The organism is Pseudomonas sp. SWRI111, from assembly GCF_014268555.1.
Lineage (GTDB): Bacteria > Pseudomonadota > Gammaproteobacteria > Pseudomonadales > Pseudomonadaceae > Aquipseudomonas > Aquipseudomonas hamedanensis.
The window spans coordinates 94,243-110,071 of sequence record NZ_JABWQQ010000013.1 but is presented as its reverse complement, the minus strand read 5'-3'; the positions used below and the strand labels follow the sequence as shown (position 1 = coordinate 110,071).

19 protein-coding genes are annotated in these 15,829 nt (G+C 59.6%); 6 read left to right on the top strand and 13 right to left on the bottom strand.

The window, feature by feature from the left end; translation table 11 throughout:
• Positions 1-18 precede the first annotated feature (18 nt).
• Positions 19-927 (top strand): EamA family transporter, encoded by a 909-nt coding sequence (locus HU755_RS16550; RefSeq protein WP_186634543.1) that lies wholly within the window; start codon positions 19-21, stop codon positions 925-927.
• Positions 928-1,046: 119 nt separating this feature from the next.
• Here the strand turns inward: HU755_RS16550 and HU755_RS16545 are convergent, their stop codons facing one another.
• Entirely contained in the window at positions 1,047-1,910 is an 864-nt protein-coding gene (locus HU755_RS16545; RefSeq protein WP_186634540.1) for a DMT family transporter, read from the bottom strand.
• A 95-nt stretch (positions 1,911-2,005) separates the two neighbouring features.
• The gene (locus HU755_RS16540; protein WP_186634537.1) at positions 2,006-2,170 is read right to left on the bottom strand and encodes a hypothetical protein; all 165 of its coding nucleotides are present in this window, start codon (positions 2,168-2,170) and stop codon (positions 2,006-2,008) included.
• Between the two features lie 187 nt (positions 2,171-2,357).
• Here HU755_RS16540 and HU755_RS16535 point away from each other — a divergent pair, with 187 nt between their 5' ends.
• Positions 2,358-2,534 carry a hypothetical protein gene (locus tag HU755_RS16535; RefSeq protein WP_186634534.1) on the top strand — a complete coding sequence of 59 codons (177 nt, stop codon included), beginning with the start codon at positions 2,358-2,360 and terminating at the stop codon, positions 2,532-2,534.
• A 44-nt stretch (positions 2,535-2,578) separates the two neighbouring features.
• Here the strand turns inward: HU755_RS16535 and HU755_RS16530 are convergent, their stop codons facing one another.
• Both HU755_RS16530 and cysK read right to left on the bottom strand, forming a co-directional pair.
• Positions 2,579-3,517 (bottom strand): aspartyl/asparaginyl beta-hydroxylase domain-containing protein, encoded by a 939-nt coding sequence (locus HU755_RS16530; protein ID WP_186548796.1) that lies wholly within the window; start codon positions 3,515-3,517, stop codon positions 2,579-2,581.
• A 229-nt stretch (positions 3,518-3,746) separates the two neighbouring features.
• Positions 3,747-4,721 (bottom strand): cysteine synthase A, encoded by a 975-nt coding sequence (gene cysK, locus HU755_RS16525; RefSeq protein WP_186548798.1) that lies wholly within the window; start codon positions 4,719-4,721, stop codon positions 3,747-3,749.
• A 139-nt stretch (positions 4,722-4,860) separates the two neighbouring features.
• Here cysK and HU755_RS16520 point away from each other — a divergent pair, with 139 nt between their 5' ends.
• Positions 4,861-5,937, top strand: coding sequence for a DUF748 domain-containing protein (locus HU755_RS16520; protein ID WP_186620417.1), 1,077 nt, complete (start codon positions 4,861-4,863; stop codon positions 5,935-5,937).
• On the opposite strand, the gene HU755_RS16515 is transcribed toward HU755_RS16520, so the two are convergent.
• On the bottom strand, positions 5,934-6,431 hold the full coding sequence (locus HU755_RS16515; protein ID WP_186634617.1) for a helix-turn-helix domain-containing protein: 498 nt from the start codon (positions 6,429-6,431) through the stop codon (positions 5,934-5,936). The two genes, HU755_RS16520 and HU755_RS16515, sit on opposite strands and share 4 nt — an antisense overlap.
• Positions 6,419-6,649: a DUF4160 domain-containing protein gene (locus HU755_RS16510; protein WP_186634531.1), complete on the bottom strand. Its 231-nt coding sequence runs from the start codon at positions 6,647-6,649 to the stop codon at positions 6,419-6,421. Before HU755_RS16510 ends, HU755_RS16515 begins: the two co-directional genes overlap by 13 nt.
• 198 nt (positions 6,650-6,847) lie before the next feature.
• On the opposite strand from HU755_RS16510, the gene HU755_RS16505 reads away from it, so the two are divergent.
• Positions 6,848-7,693, top strand: coding sequence for a MoxR family ATPase (locus HU755_RS16505; RefSeq protein WP_186634528.1), 846 nt, complete (start codon positions 6,848-6,850; stop codon positions 7,691-7,693).
• A 10-nt stretch (positions 7,694-7,703) separates the two neighbouring features.
• The gene (locus HU755_RS16500) at positions 7,704-8,882 is read left to right on the top strand and encodes a VWA domain-containing protein (protein WP_007956512.1); all 1,179 of its coding nucleotides are present in this window, start codon (positions 7,704-7,706) and stop codon (positions 8,880-8,882) included.
• Between the two features lie 90 nt (positions 8,883-8,972).
• Here the strand turns inward: HU755_RS16500 and HU755_RS16495 are convergent, their stop codons facing one another.
• The 4 genes from HU755_RS16495 to HU755_RS16480 form a co-directional block, all read right to left on the bottom strand.
• Positions 8,973-9,896 carry a biotin-dependent carboxyltransferase family protein gene (locus tag HU755_RS16495; protein ID WP_186634525.1) on the bottom strand — a complete coding sequence of 308 codons (924 nt, stop codon included), beginning with the start codon at positions 9,894-9,896 and terminating at the stop codon, positions 8,973-8,975.
• Complete coding sequence (pxpB, locus tag HU755_RS16490) at positions 9,893-10,597, bottom strand: 5-oxoprolinase subunit PxpB (RefSeq protein ID WP_186634522.1); 705 nt, start codon at positions 10,595-10,597, stop codon at positions 9,893-9,895. The genes HU755_RS16495 and pxpB overlap by 4 nt, the downstream gene beginning before the upstream one ends.
• Positions 10,594-11,346: a 5-oxoprolinase subunit PxpA gene (locus tag HU755_RS16485; RefSeq protein ID WP_186634506.1), complete on the bottom strand. Its 753-nt coding sequence runs from the start codon at positions 11,344-11,346 to the stop codon at positions 10,594-10,596. The genes pxpB and HU755_RS16485 overlap by 4 nt, the downstream gene beginning before the upstream one ends.
• 62 nt (positions 11,347-11,408) lie before the next feature.
• Entirely contained in the window at positions 11,409-12,695 is a 1,287-nt protein-coding gene (locus HU755_RS16480; RefSeq protein WP_186634504.1) for an MFS transporter, read from the bottom strand.
• A gap of 158 nt (positions 12,696-12,853) precedes the next feature.
• Here HU755_RS16480 and HU755_RS16475 point away from each other — a divergent pair, with 158 nt between their 5' ends.
• Positions 12,854-13,768, top strand: a complete 915-nt coding sequence (locus tag HU755_RS16475; protein ID WP_186634501.1) for a LysR family transcriptional regulator — start codon at positions 12,854-12,856, stop codon at positions 13,766-13,768.
• Positions 13,769-13,958: 190 nt separating this feature from the next.
• Here the strand turns inward: HU755_RS16475 and HU755_RS16470 are convergent, their stop codons facing one another.
• Genes HU755_RS16470 through HU755_RS16460 form a run of 3 tightly spaced genes read right to left on the bottom strand, consistent with a single transcriptional unit; the run spans position 13,959 to position 15,803 of the window.
• The gene (locus HU755_RS16470) at positions 13,959-14,501 is read right to left on the bottom strand and encodes a DUF2937 family protein (RefSeq protein ID WP_186634498.1); all 543 of its coding nucleotides are present in this window, start codon (positions 14,499-14,501) and stop codon (positions 13,959-13,961) included.
• A gap of 12 nt (positions 14,502-14,513) precedes the next feature.
• Positions 14,514-15,290, bottom strand: coding sequence for a class II glutamine amidotransferase (locus HU755_RS16465; RefSeq protein ID WP_186634495.1), 777 nt, complete (start codon positions 15,288-15,290; stop codon positions 14,514-14,516).
• Positions 15,291-15,305: 15 nt separating this feature from the next.
• Entirely contained in the window at positions 15,306-15,803 is a 498-nt protein-coding gene (locus HU755_RS16460; RefSeq protein ID WP_186634492.1) for an MFS transporter, read from the bottom strand.
• Positions 15,804-15,829 lie beyond the last annotated feature (26 nt).

Sequence of the window (15,829 nt, the reverse complement as noted above, 5' to 3'; positions counted from 1 at the left end):
TCAAGCCAGGAGCCGCCCGTGAGCCCCGTTGATATTTTCCGCATGTTGTCGCTGGCCGCTATCTGGGGCGCGAGTTTTCTGTTCATGCGCATTATTGCGCCAGTGATCGGCACGATTCCGACCGGTTTTTTCCGCGTGTCGATCGCCGCCGCAGGCCTGCTGGTGATTCTGGGCCTGATGCGCATCAGCTGGGATTTCAAGGGCAAGCTGAAAACAGTGATGTTGCTGGGCGTGATCAATTCGGCGATCCCGGCAACGCTGTACTCGGTGGCCGCGCAAGTGCTGCCGGCCGGGTATTCGGCGATTTTCAACGCCACCACGCCGCTGATGGGCGTGCTGATTGGCGGACTGTTTTTCAGTGAAAAACTCTCGGCGGCGAAATTGGCGGGGGTGTTCCTCGGTCTGTTCGGGGTCGGCGTGCTGACCCGTGCCGGGCCGGTGGCGTTCGATCTGCAACTGCTGCTGGGGGCGGTCGCCTGCCTGCTGGCGACTACCTGCTACGGTTTCGCCGGATTCCTCGCACGGCGCTGGCTGGATCAGGCGGGCGGGCTGGACAGCCGTCTGTCGGCGCTGGGCAGTATGCTGGGCGCAACGTTGTTTTTGCTGCCGTTGTTCGGTTATAGCGTCATCAGCGCTCCGCCGGTCAGTTGGGGCGGCTGGAGCGTCTGGCTGTCGCTGCTCGGTCTGGGCCTGGGCTGTACCGCGTTTGCCTACATCATTTATTTCCGCCTGCTCAGCTCGATCGGCCCGGTAAAGTCGATGACCGTGACCTTCATGATCCCGCCGTTTGGCGTGTTGTGGGGGGCGTTGTTGCTCGATGAGCCGCTGTCGATGGCGCATGTTTATGGTGGGGTGTTGATTGCAGCGGCGTTGTGGCTGGTGTTGAAGCCGGCAGTGGTGAAGCCTGCAGAAGTTATGAATCGGTAATCTGCTTTGTTTATAGAATCGCCATCGCGAGCAGGCTCACTCCTACAGGGGAATGCATTCCAACTGTAGGAGTGAGCCCGCTCGCGATGGCGCCCGAACAGCCACCGCCTATCTTTCCGCTATCCGGTTTTACGGAACACAAATGCCAACCCAACAATAATCAACACCATCCCCAACACACTCAACGCCGCCAGCCGATTACCAAAAATCAGGTAATCCATCACCGCTGTCACCGCCGGCACCAGATAGAACAGGCTGGTGACATTGACCAGATTGCCCCGCGCGATCAGGCGATACAGCAACAGCGTCGCCAGCACCGAGACGACCAGACCCATCCACAAAACCGGCACGACAAAACCGCTGCTGTGCTCGAAGTGGAATGGCTGAAACGGTACGAAAACCGCGCACAGCAGCAACCCGGCCAGATACTGCACCGGCAGCGTGCCGAGGGGATTGTCGGTGATGCGTTTCTGCATGATCGAGCCGAGTGTCATGCTCGCCAGCGCCAGCAGTCCGAACAACATGCCAGTCCAGGACATGCCGGCAAGACCGATGCCTTGATAGACCACCATGATCAGACCGGCCAGCCCCAGGGCCAGCCCGAACAGGCGGCTCGCCGACCGTTGACGCTCCATCAGCACGACGGTGAGGATCGGCTGCACGCCCATGATCGTCGCCATCACCCCCGGGGTGACTTTGCAGTCGAGCGCCAGCAGATAAAAAATCTGATAGGCGCCAAGCAACACCAGCCCCGTGGCGATCGCAAACAGCATCGGTTTGCCGCCCTTGGGCCACCTCAATTTCAGCAGCGGCGCCAGCAGCAACAGCCCGCACAGCGCGATCGCGAAGCGAATCAGTAGAAAGGCAAAGGGCGAAGCATGGGCCAGGCCCCATTTGGAGAAGATCGCCCCGCTGCTCCACAGCAGAACGAACAGGCTCGTGGACGCCGCCGCGAGCGCGGATTGTTTCGAAAGGACAAACATGAATACCACCTGTAGTCAGGCAAATAGCCAACTCAGCCGAAGCTGAAATTCAGTAGGTTTTTGTGGCGGGCGCGGGAGTCGGCAGAAACGGCCGATCAGCCCGAAACACCAACGCCCGGCGGCGCTACGACTGCGCACACCGGCGTGCTACTGACAGGTGGTGGGTAATGGCTGATCTGCACAGGCTGCTGATTCCCGCACGGCACGACGCCAGCGTTGACCGCTGAATCGACTACCGCGTTGATGAGGGATGCAGGCATGGATACAGATCTTCATTGAGAGATGAAAGCTTGAGCACGGCGGCTCACACGAGCTGACTATAACCAGCGCAGGACACAGATTGCAATGACTTGGGCAAAGGGCCGGTAGCGACAGTGCGGCGCTGGGTGATTACAGTGATTGGCGGCTGAACACCTGCTCATTTATTGATCAACGTCGGTGACCCCCATGAAAGCTGTCGTTGAAAAGAAAGCATCAGATTCCAAACCCAGAAAGAAGGGAGGAAAGCGGACTTCTGGTGAGTTATCTGAAACGGAAATGAATCGCATCAGGGACGCCCTGGCCAACCCAACCGGTGAAGAGCCAAACGGCGTTCTGGCCGGTTCGTCCTTTTCCTTCCGCTAATAAAAAACCGCTCCAAAGGAGCGGTTTTTATTTCTGGTCCGACTTCAACCAAACAACCAATACCCCAACAACGTCAGCACCAGCACCGCCAACACCGGCCGCATCACGCGGTAGGCCTTGGGATGGCGGCGTTTCCACTGTTTGACCATACCGCTGAACCGGTCGCTGAAACGCTTGCTCCAGGCATAAGCCTGATTGATGCCTCCAACGCGTTCGTCGTCGAGGTTCTGTGGCGCGGTGGCGCGGCCGAGCCAGCCGCTGATAAAGCGGTTGATGCGCGTCATGAAGCGGTTGCTCAGGGGACGTTCGATATCGCAGAAAAGGATCACGCGGGTCTGCTCGGTTTCATTCTTGACCCAATGCACGTAGGTCTCGTCGAACATGACGTCTTCGCCGTCGCGCCAGGCATACACCTGACCATCGACGAAAATCCGGCAATCGTCGGAATTCGGCGTCGATAACCCCAAGTGATAACGCAGCGAACCGGCGAAGGGGTCGCGGTGCGGGTTGAGGTGACTGCCGCCCGGCAGCAAGGCGAACATTGCGCCTTTGACGTTGGGAATCGCACTGACCAGCGCCACGGTTTTCGGGCACAGCGCCTCGGCCGATGGCAGCGGTTTGTCGTACCACTTGAGATAGAAACGCTTCCAGCCCTTCTTGAAGAACGAGCCGAAACCGGCGTCGTTGTTCTTCTCGGCGGCGCGGATATAGCCCTCGTCGAACAGGTGCATGGCTTCGTCGCGGATGGTTTGCCAGTTTTCGCGCAGGACATCGAGCTCAGGAAACTTGCTGCGATCCAGATACGGCTTGGACGGCACGCCCGAAAACAGGTACATCAAGGCGTTGTACGGTGCGAACAGCGCCGAGTGGTTGACGAACTGACGCAGGACCGGCAAACGCGCCCTGCCGCGCAAATGCACAAAGAGCGTGCTGCCCAGAAACAGCAACAGCACAAACGCCTTGGCGGCAAACGAAAAGGTCATCAACAACTCCTTGAATAAAGACAACGCTGCACAATGCCCTTTACCCGACATGGCAGCCGGCCATGATAAACACTACCGGCCTTGGGAAAAACCCGCCTGACAGAAGATTCAGTATCAAGCGCTGCGCAACAAAGCATTTATTAACATGCGACTCCTGAACCCTGGCTGACCTGCATCAAAAAGCCTGAAAAATCGCAGCCCTCGGCAGCGCCTGCGGCTGCGATCCTTTTTATTGCTGGGTTTCCTGCTCGGTGAACAGGTCACTGAACAACATGCTCGACAGATAGCGCTCGCCCGAGTCCGGCAGAATCACCACGATGGTCTTGCCTTGCATCTCCGGGGTTTCTGCCAGGCGCACCGCGACCGCCATGGCTGCACCGCAGGATATCCCGCACAAAATCCCTTCTTCCTGCATCAGGCGCAGGGCCATGGCTTTCGACTCTTCGTCGGTGACCTGCTCGACCCGGTCGACCATCGACAAATCGAGGTTTTTCGGCACAAATCCAGCGCCGATGCCCTGGATCTTGTGCGGGCTCGGCTTGATCTCTTCGCCTGCCAGCGCCTGGGTGATCACCGGGGACGAGACCGGCTCGACCGCCACCGACAGAATCGGTTTACCCGCCGTGTTCTTGATATACCGCGAAACACCGGTAATGGTTCCGCCGGTGCCGACGCCGGCAACCAGCACGTCAACCGCACCATCCGTGTCGTTCCAGATTTCCGGGCCCGTGGTCTTTTCGTGAATCGCCGGGTTGGCCGGGTTATCGAACTGCGCCGGCATGAAGTACTTGCCGACATCGCTGGCAACGATTTCAGTAGCTTTCTCGATGGCGCCTTTCATGCCTTTGGCCGGTTCGGTCAGCACCAGTTCTGCGCCCAATGCCTTCAGCACCTTGCGACGTTCGATACTCATCGAAGCCGGCATGGTCAACATCAATTTGTACCCGCGCGCAGCGGCAACGAAGGCCAGGCCGATACCGGTGTTGCCTGAAGTGGGTTCGACAATGGTCATGCCTGGCTTGAGTCTGCCGCTGCTTTCGGCATCCCAGATCATGTTCGCGCCGATCCGGCACTTCACCGAGTAACCGGGGTTGCGCCCCTCGATCTTGGCCAGAATGGTCACGCCACGCGGCGCGATGCGGTTGATCTGTACCAACGGCGTATTGCCGATGGAGTGGGCGTTGTCAGCGAATATACGGCTCATGGCTGGGTCCTTGTGCAGCGTTGAATTCAGCTTTTCAAGGTAAGCCTGTTGTCCATCACAGTCCAGTCGGGTCGAACGTCTGCAAATGCCGGCAGTCAATTGCATTGAGTCATCAAGGAACCCTGACCAAGGAACCATCATGAAGCGTCGTTACAGTTGGCCGCTCTGGACCCTCGCCGGGGTCGTTGTGCTGCTGGTCGCCCTGCACATCGCCCTGCCTTATCTGGTGCGCGACTACCTCAATGACAAGCTGGCGGACATGGGCGACTACCGCGGCCAGATCACCGATGTCGATCTGGCGCTGTGGCGCGGCGCGTACAAAATCAACGGCCTGAAAATCGTCAAGGTTGACGGCAAGGTGCCGGTGCCCTTCGTCGACGCACCGCTGATCGACCTGTCAGTCAGCTGGCATTCACTGTGGTACGACCATGCCGTGGTCGCACAGGTGCAATTCCTCAACCCTGAGATCAACTTCGTCGATGGCGGCGCCAACAAACAGAACTCGCAGACCGGTCAGGGCACCGACTGGCGCGAGCAATTGGGCAAATTGTTGCCGATTACGCTCGATGAGGTGCAGATCAACGATGGTCGCGTCACATTCCGCAACTTCAATTCCAAACCGCCGGTAAACCTGAATGCCAGCAACGTCAACGCCAGTTTTTACAACCTGACCAACGTGGTCGACAAGGAGGGCAAGCGTGACGCCCGTTTCGAAGGCAAGGCCCTGCTGCTCGGCCACGCGCCAATGGAAACCACCGCGACATTCGACCCGCTGAGCAACTTCGAAAACTTCGAATTTCGCCTGCGCGCTCGCAACATCGAGCTCAAGCGCATGAACGACTTCGCCGCGGCCTACGGCAAATTCGATTTCAATGCCGGCCACGGTGATGTGGTAATTGAAGCCAAGGCAGAGAACGCTCGCCTGACCGGCTATATCAAACCCCTGCTGCGCGACGTCGACGTGTTCAACTGGCAGCAGGACGTCGAGAACGAGAACAAGGGCCTGTTCCGCTCAATCTGGGAAGCATTGGTCGGCGGCACCGAAACCGCACTGAAAAACCAGAACAAAAACCAGTTTGCCACCCGCGTCGAACTCAGCGGCAATGTCCACCAGCAAAACGTCAACGCCTTCGAAGCGTTCTTGCAGATTTTGCGTAATGGATTTATCCAGGCCTTCAATGCGCGGTACGAGCGGCCGACGCCGGATGAGGGCTAAGTTTTGCGGCTGACGACATATCGACCAGTGTCCTCAGCCGCTATCGATGAGCGCTGTTGCAGCGAATCCCAGCCCAGACAGGCCAACGCCAGAGAACGTGGCACTGGCTCACGCCCATTGCTGTAACGGCTGATGCTCCGAGCGCTCACACCCAGCGCCTCGGCGGCATCCTTGAGAGAAAGCCCGGTACGGGCTCGCCAGTCGATAAAAATGCGTGTGTTGTCATCCTGCGCATTCTGCGCCAGCGCATCCATGTACAACGTGTCTGCACCAATCTGAATGTCAGGTTCAAGCCATTCGACAATCCAGCCCTCGTCGCCAACTATGGCAGTCGCAAAGACTTCGCGATCAAGCAGTGGTCGCAGACCTGGATAAGCATGAATATCCATCCCCAGGTCAACTGTCAGTTCCTGACCGTCTATAAAAGTCAGCGCCAACCTGAAATCCGACAGAACCTGCGCGGATCGCAGACGCGGCCGTTTCATGGGTAACATCGTTTCCACTCCTCCAGTAGTTGCGCCTGATGCGCGCCCACCCAGGCCAACGCTTCTTTGACGATCAGCGGCGGGGCCTTGCCCATCATCACTTCAATAGTTTCCAGGCTCAGCATCACATCAACGCCGCCACCGGTAAGGTGGACATGGGGCGGTGGGTGATCCTTCTCCCGCAGTTGAATTCGGTATTTATCGCGAAATCGATATTTAGTAGACATGCCGCAAGACTATCGCCAAATCGGCGATACTCGAATACTGGCCATCCGCCGAGACTGAGTCAACATGTGACGCTCCATTCAGAGACTGAATGAGCCGTCTGCGTTCACAGTCGACCGGACTGCGCGTTATAGTCGGGCATCCGATTATTTCGCCCCGCCCTGCCCGCAAGGTCAGCGTTACCGTTCGAGGATTAACAGATGAAGTTCGAAGGCACCCAGGCCTACGTCGCCACCGATGACCTGAAGCTGGCCGTCAACGCCGCCATCACCCTGGAGCGACCGCTGCTGGTCAAGGGCGAACCGGGCACCGGCAAGACCATGCTTGCCGAGCAACTGGCCGAATCGTTCGGCGCCAGGCTGATCACCTGGCACATCAAGTCGACCACCAAGGCTCATCAAGGTCTGTACGAGTACGACGCGGTCAGCCGCTTGCGCGACTCGCAACTGGGCAATGAAAAAGTCCACGACGTGCGCAATTACCTGAAGAAGGGCAAGCTGTGGGAGGCCTTTGAGTCGGAGGAGCGGGTCATTCTGCTGATCGATGAAATCGACAAGGCCGACATCGAATTCCCCAACGACCTGCTGCAAGAACTCGACAAGATGGAGTTCTACGTTTACGAGATCGACGAGACCATCAAGGCCAAAAAGCGCCCGATCATCATCATTACCTCCAACAACGAGAAAGAGCTGCCGGATGCGTTCCTGCGCCGCTGCTTCTTCCACTACATCGCGTTCCCCGACCGCACCACGCTGCAGAAAATCGTTGACGTGCATTACCCGGACATCAAAAAGGATCTGGTCAGCGAAGCGCTGGACGTGTTCTTCGACGTGCGCAAGGTGCCGGGCCTGAAGAAAAAGCCTTCGACATCAGAGCTGGTCGACTGGCTGAAGCTGCTGATGGCCGACAATATCGGCGAAGCGGTGCTGCGCGATCGCGATCCGACCAAGGCGATTCCGCCGCTGGCAGGCGCCTTGGTAAAGAACGAGCAAGACGTGCAGTTGCTTGAGCGCCTTGCATTCATGAGCCGTCGCGGCTCTCGATAAGGCCATCGTCATGCTGCTCAACCTGTTCAACGAAATGCGTGCAGCCAAGGTGCCGGTGTCGGTGCGCGAACTGCTCGACCTGATCAATGCGCTGAAACAGCGCGTGACCTTCGCCGATATGGACGAGTTTTATTACCTGTCGCGGGCGATTCTGGTGAAGGACGAGCGCCATTTCGACAAGTTCGACCGGGCGTTCGGTGCCTACTTCAACGGTCTGGAGAAACTCGACGATCACTTGCAGGCGCTGATTCCCGAAGATTGGCTGCGCAAGGAATTCGAGCGTTCGCTGACCGACGAAGAACGCGCGCAGATCCAGTCCCTCGGCGGTCTGGACAAGCTGATTGAAGAATTCAAGAAGCGCCTGGAAGAACAGAAGGAACGCCACGCCGGCGGCAACAAATGGATCGGCACTGGCGGCACCAGCCCGTTCGGTTCCGGCGGTTTCAACCCGGAAGGGATTCGGGTAGGCGACGCCGGCAAGCGCCAGGGCAAAGCGGTGAAAGTCTGGGATCAGCGCGAGTACAAGAACCTCGACGACTCGGTGGAACTGGGCACGCGCAATATCAAGGTCGCCCTGCGCCGCTTACGCAAATTTGCCCGCCAGGGCGCGGCGGAAGAGCTCGACATCGACGGCACTATCGACCATACCGCCAAGGATGCCGGCCTGCTGAACATCCAGATGCGCCCGGAGCGCCGCAACACAGTGAAGCTGTTGCTGCTGTTTGACATCGGCGGCTCGATGGACGCGCACGTGAAGATCTGCGAAGAGTTGTTCTCGGCGTGCAAGACCGAGTTCAAACACTTGGAGTATTTCTATTTCCACAACTTCATTTATGAGTCGGTGTGGAAGAACAACATGCGCCGCACTTCCGAGCGCACCTCGACCCAGGACCTGCTGCACAAGTACGGCGCCGACTACAAAGTGATTTTCATCGGTGACGCCGCCATGGCGCCCTATGAAATCACCCAGGCCGGCGGCAGTGTCGAGCACTGGAACGAAGAACCGGGTTATGTGTGGATGCAGCGCTTCATGGAGAAGTATAAAAAGCTCATCTGGATCAACCCGTATCCGAAAGACACTTGGGGCTATACCTCGTCCACCAATATCGTGCGGGATCTGATCGAGGACCAGATGTATCCGTTGACGTTGCGCGGGCTTGAGGAAGGGATGCGGTTTCTTTCCAAATAATCCCGCTGGCTGGACCGACGCCTTCGCGAGCAGGCTCGCTCCCACACTGGAACACATTTACCTGTGGGAGTGAGCCTGCTCGCGAAGCTTTTAGCGATCATTGAAGCGCTGCAAATACGCGACATGCTCGCGATGCGCGACCTCCTGCACCACCGGCCTCAATCTCACCTTCGCTCCCGGCAGGCACTGCGCCAGCCGTGCCAGTGCCAGCGGTGTCAACGCGCCCAAGCGCGGATAGCCACCAATGGTCTGGCGATCATTGAGCAACACAATCGGCTGTCCGTCCGGCGGCACTTGCACCGCGCCCAATGGAATCCCCTCGGAAATCATCGGCTGGCCCTGATATTCCAACGCCTTGCCCAGCAAACGAATACCCATGCGATCGGCGCGGCTGTCCAGCGTCCAGGCACTGTTGAAGACATCAAACAGACTCTGCCCGCTGAACTGACCAATCTGTGCGCCCAGTACCAGATGCAGAGGTGTGTCCCTGGTGAAATCCGGCCGCAGCGCCAAAGGCACTTCACGCGCCGCCAGCCCTTCCCCGCCATAACCGAGCGTCGCTCCTTTGCCGAGCGGCGAACCCATCCCATCGAGACCGCCCAGTTCTTCGCGCACCACCGTGGCACGGCTGCCCAGCACCTGCGGCGCGGCAAAACCACCGGGCGCTGCGAGGTAGGCGCGAGCACCGAGCAAAGGCTGGGTGAGCCGTAATGTCTGCCCTTTCGCCAGTGCGAAACTGCGCCACGGCGCCAGCGGCTGGCCGTCGATTTGCGCGCCAAGATCTGCCCCGGCCAGCGCCAGCAGGCAATCCTCCTCAGCCGTCACGGCGAACCCGCCGAGGGTGATTTCTACCACCGCGGCGTCCAGCCCATTGCCCAGCAGCCAGTTGGCCCAGCTCATCGAACACCAGTCCGCCGCACCGCCCTGGGTCACGCCCAAATGCCGTACGCCAAACCGCCCGGCGTCTTGCAACAGGCACAGCGGTGTACTCGCTTCAATCGTCAGCCGACTCATGCCAGCGCCCCCAGTGGCGTGTCGTCGCCGCCCAGGTTTACGAATTCGGCGTGGTCGACCGCTTCGAAGCGTACCGTGTCGCCGGGCTGCATCAGGCTGTAACCGTCGCGATGGCGATCGAACAGCTTGGCCGGGGTGCGCCCGATCAGGTTCCAGCCACCGGGCGATACCACCGGATAAGCCGCCGTCTGTCGCTCGGCGATGCCGACGCTGCCGGCGGCGACTTTTTTGCGCGGTGTGTCCAGGCGTGGTGCTGCCAGGACTTCTTCGACCAGTCCCATAAAGGCAAACCCTGGCGCAAAACCGAGGGCGAACACTTGATACTCACGCGCACTGTGGCGACGAATAACTTCCTCCACCGCCAGCCCGCTGCGTTCGGCCAACAGGCTCAGTTCCGGGCCGACACTCAGGTCATACCAGACCGGCAAGACGTGACACTGCCCCGCGGTTCGCGCAGTCGGCGACAGGTCGATCAACGCGTCGGCGATCAGTTCTCGCGCCTGAGCCGGAGACAAAACCATCAAATCGTAATGCACCATCAACGTCGTATACGACGGCACCAGATCGATGAGCTGTGCGCCGAACCCCACCCGCAAGCGCTCTGCAGCGGCGAGCATCCATGGCATGTTGGCTTCGGCAATGTCGTCGAACAGACGTAGCATCAGGCAGTCCACCGCCACGACTTCGACCCTTGGATTCATGACGCGCCCTGCGCATTCAGGGCTTGGCGGATACGCTGCACGGCGGCCACCGAGCTGGCGTTGTCGCCGTGTACGCAGAGGGTGTTGGCGCGCAAGTGCAAAGCGCTGCCATCGCTGGCGATGAGCTCGCCGCCACGGGCGATGGTCAAAGCTTGCGCGACGATGCTTTCCGGATCGTGATGCACCGCGCCGGGCAGTTGCCGCGAAACCAGCCGGCCTGCGCTGTCGTAGGCGCGATCGGCGAAGGCTTCAAACCACAGCGTCACGCCGTGTTCATCGCCGATCTGCTGCGCCGCCGCGTTGTCACGGGTGGCCATCAGCATCAACGGCAGACTGCGGTCATAAGCGGCCACGGCCTGAATGACCGCACGCAATTGCGCTGGATTGGCCATCATGTCGTTGTACATCGCGCCGTGGGGTTTGACGTAACTGACCCGTCCGCCCTGCGCCTTGCAGATGCCGTCGAGGGCACCGATCTGGTAATGCAGGATGTCTTGCAGCTCCTGCGCGGAATACGCCATGGAGCGGCGACCGAAACCGACCAGATCCTGATAGGCCGGGTGCGCGCCAATCTGCACGCCGTGCCTGAGCGCCAGCGCCACGGTTTTGCGCATGATGCTCGGGTCACCGGCATGGAAACCGCAGGCGACGTTGGCGCAATCGATGAAGGGCATGACCTCGGCGTCCAGACCCATCGTCCAGCTGCCGAAGCTCTCGCCAATGTCGCAATTCAATAGCAGGCGGCTCACGGTGAACACTCCTGTAGCTGCTTGTCTTTTTATCTGTAGGACAGTGCCCCGCAGGTTATCAGTTACTGCGCCTCGAGTTGCTTGCCGCGCGTCTCTGGCAGGCTCAACGCCGCGAGAATGACCACGCCGTAGGACACCGCCGCGAAGGCACCGATGCCCATGCTCAGCGGCACTTTCTGGCTGAGCAGACCGATCAGCAGGGGAAACAGCGCTGCCAGCGCTCGACCGATGTTGTAGCAGAAGCCCTGTCCCGAACCGCGAATGCGCGTGGGGAACAATTCGGTAAGAAACGCGCCCATGCCGCTGAATATGCCTGAGGCGAAGAAACCCAGCGGAAAGCCCAGCCACAGCATCACACCATTGCTGACCGGCATTTGCGTATAAAGCAGAACGATCGTGAACGAGCCAACCGCGAACAGGATGAAGTTCTTTTTTCGTCCCAACAGATCGGTCAGATAAGCGCTGATCACATAGCCGACGTAGGAACCGACGATCACCATCGCCAGATACCCGCCCGTGCCGAGCACGCTCAAACCGCGCTCATTCTTGAGGAAGGTTGGCAGCCACGAGGTGATCGCGTAGTAACCGCCCAGCGCGCCAGTGGTCAGCAGCGAAGCGCGAAATGTGGTGAACAACATGCCAGGGGCAAAAATCTCGTAGAACTTCGCTGGATTTTCCGGCGTTTGCCGGGCCTTGGCCTGGCGATAGATCTCCGGATCTTTCACCAATCGACGGACGAAAATCACGAACACCGCCGGCACGATGCCGAGGATGAACAGCGCGCGCCAGGCATCTTCCGGTGGCAACACCGAGAACAGCAGCGCATACAGAATCGCCGTCAGGCCCCAGCCCAGCGCCCAGCCAGATTGCACCATGCCCACCGCTTTGCCGCGATCCTGGGCGCGGATCACTTCACCGATCAGCACGGCGCCGGCGGTCCACTCGCCACCAAAACCAAAGCCCATCAACGTGCGGGCGATTAACAGTTGTTCGTAGTTTTGTGCGAAGCCGCAGAGGAAAGTGAAGAACGCAAACCACAGCACGGTCAGTTGCAGGGTGCGCACGCGACCAATGCGGTCAGAGAGAATACCGGCGACCCAGCCGCCAATGGCCGAGGCGATCAGTGTGCTGGTGTGGATCAGTCCGGCTTCACCGGTGGTGATGCCCCACATTGCAATCAGCGTCGGCACGACGAAGCTGAGCATCTGCGTGTCCATGCCATCCAGGCCATAGCCGATCTTGCAGCTCCAGAAAGTCCGGCGCTCCTGCTGATTGATGTTGCGATACCAGTCGAACGGCCCCGGACGTGCCGCAGGCTTGGGTAAAGGGACGGTGTCGGGAGCACTCATGGCAAATCTCCGCAGGTTTTTATTGGTCTTGTTCGCAGCCCCGACGACGCCTATCGTGGGAACCGGATGCGCCGATTTTTCGTCGCCCCGCCCTGCGCCGTCCAACGAATAAAAACCCGCCTTAGGCATAAGAAAAATTTGTCACCCGAGCCTTGCCCATGAACCTGAAGTTTCTCGAGACCTTTGTCTGGGTCGCCCGACTGAAGAGTTTTCGCCTGACCGCCGACAAGCTGTTCACCACCCAGGCGTCGATTTCCAGCCGCATTGCAGTGCTTGAGGGCGAGCTGGGGGTCAAGCTGTTTCTGCGCGATTCGCGCGGCGTCAGCCTGACGCCGGAAGGTCTGAAAGTGCTGGACTACGCCGAGCAGATGCTCGACACCATGGCGGCGCTGAAACAGTCGATCGAGACCCGCTCGAGCAAGGTCGGCCGGGTGCGCATCGGTGTGATGGACACGGTCATCCATACCTGGCTCAGCCCGTTGGTGGCGCAGATCACCGATCTGTATCCGCGGCTGGAAATCGAACTGGTGGCCGATACCGCGCTGAATCTCTGCGATCAGCTGCAAAAAGGCTTTCTCGATATCATTCTGCAGACCGACCTGGTACGCCATGAAAGCGTGCGCAGCCTGGAATTGGCCAGCCATCCGCTGGGCTGGATTGTCGCCAGCAACTCGATCTACAACCGCGACTACGCCGACCTCGCCGAGCTGGCGCAGGAGCGGATCATCACCTACTCGAAAAACTCACGACCGCACCAGGACATACTCGCGCTGATGCAGGCCAACGGCGTCATGGCACCGCGCTTGAACTGTGTGAATTCGGTGTCGGCGATTACCCGATTGCTGCGTGATGGTTTTGGCATTGGCGCGCTGCCACCGGTGCTGGTGGCTGAAGAGCTGGCGCGCGGGGAATTGACCTTGCTCGACATCGATCAGCGACCGGAGAATCTGCAAGTGGTGGTGTCGTGGCGGGTCGGGGTTGAGTGGGTCGAGGAGATTGTGACGTTGTGTCAGCAGGTACTGGCGGGGTATGCGCACAAGATGGGCAAGGACTACATCACCCTCACTGACTGACCACATCCTGTGGCGAGGGGATTTATCCCCGCTCGGCTGCGCAGCATTCGTCATTACGGCCAATGCGATTTTTCAGAGGCACCGCAGTTGCAGGTTTTTGGGCCGCTGCGCAGCCCAACGGGGATAAATCCCCTCGCCACAGAATTCCGCTGCCACAGAATCCCTCTTGCCTCAGCGGATTGTGTAAGCCTTACAAGCCACGCACATCGCGATCTTCGATCGGCCGGCTCTGGCGCAGACGCCGGCCACCGAGCACCACCCAATCGATCAGGCGGAACAGGCATTCAATGCCGAACGACAGCAGCAACGCCCCGCTCATGCCCCAGATCATCGCTTCGGGCGTCAGCAGAATCTGATAGCTGTAGCCATTCCAGGTCTCCTTGCGGATGTCCGGATCGGCGGCCAGTACCACCTGCAGGAAGCGGATGTACCACGGCCCCTGCATCGCCTGAAACTGTTTATCCAAGGCAACCTGTCGGGTGAGCAAGGTATTCAGGCTGTCGGCATCGCTGCGAAAGATCGGGTCTTCACTGGCACGGTAATGCGCAACCAATGCCTGCATATCGCCTTTGAAAAACTGCTCGGCCGTGCCCTGAAAACCACGCAGGCCCGTCTGCGCTTCGATCAGGTGCGCCTCGACGCGCTTGGCGTAATCGTTGATGAACCCCGGAATCTGGACACCGATCAACAGGCCCGCCGCAAACAACACCAGCCGTACATAACTGAGCAACATGAGGTGCAATCCTTATTCGGTCTTGCCCTGGCTTACGCATTCACCGCGTCGCCACAGGCTCCATTGGCCCGGTTCGTAGCGGGTCCAGGTTTCGTTTTCGGTCAAAGGCTCGGTGGCGATAACGGTGACCACGTCGTTGGGCGTGGTTTCGGCCTGGAAATCGACGATCACATCGACATCCTTCAACCGCGCCGGGCCGAACGGGGCACGCCGGGTGATCTGTGCCAGTTTGGTCGAGCAATAACAGAACAGCCAGTCACCGTCGCTGAGCAGGCAGTTGAACACGCCCTTGCTGCGATACTCGGCGCAGGCAGCGACCAGATCGGGCAACAGCGCTTCGATATCGACCGGTTCCGGAAAGGCTGCACGCACACGGTTGAGCAAATCGCAGAAGGCCGCCTCGCTGTCGGTATCGCCGACCGGGCGGTAGAAACTCTTGATCGGGGTGAAATCGGCGAGCTGGCCGTTGTGCGCAAAGCACCAGTTGCGCCCCCACAGTTCGCGCACGAACGGATGGGTATTGGACAGGCAGACCTTGCCGACGTTGGCCTGGCGGATGTGGCCGATGACCACTTCACTCTTGATCGGATAGCGCTGCACCAGATTGGCGACTTCGGACTCGCTGCTCGCCGCCGGATCCTGGAACAGGCGCAGGCCACGGCCCTCGTAGAAGGCGATGCCCCAGCCGTCGCGGTGCGGCCCGGTGCGACCGCCGCGCTGCATCAGGCCGGTGAAGCTGAACACAATGTCGGTCGGCACGTTGGCACTCATGCCCAGTAATTCACACATGTGCGGACTCTCGGATTACAGACGCGGCTCGACCCGCATGCGCTGCGGATTACTCGGTACCGGTGGGCGACCGTAACGGTCATCACCGGCCGCGCCGAACGGCTGGTCGTCGTCACGCTCATCGGCGCGGGCCGCTGCCCTGGCGCTTTCTGCCTGCTCACGGCGGGCTTTCGACGCGCGTTCGAGCGGGAAGCGGATCAGCACAAAGATCAGATACAGACCGAAAGCGATCATGCCGTACATGAACAAATCGGAAACCGCCCGCCAGGCGTTATTGCCGACCTTGAAGGCGAGGTCCAGCGCGGTGATGGCGACCGACGGCGCGACCTTGGCCTTCACCGGGTCGACGATGGTCGGGCTGAACAGCAAGACTGCCATCAGTACCCGCAGCGGTTCACGCAGCCAGCGCCACATCCAGGTGGTCAGGCGCATTCCTACCAACAGGCAGCCCACAGCGGCAAAGGCGTAGAGGCCCCAGGCGATCAGATAGTCGTTCTCGGTCATGGTGTCCATGGCAAGGCAGGCAAAGAGACGCTTAT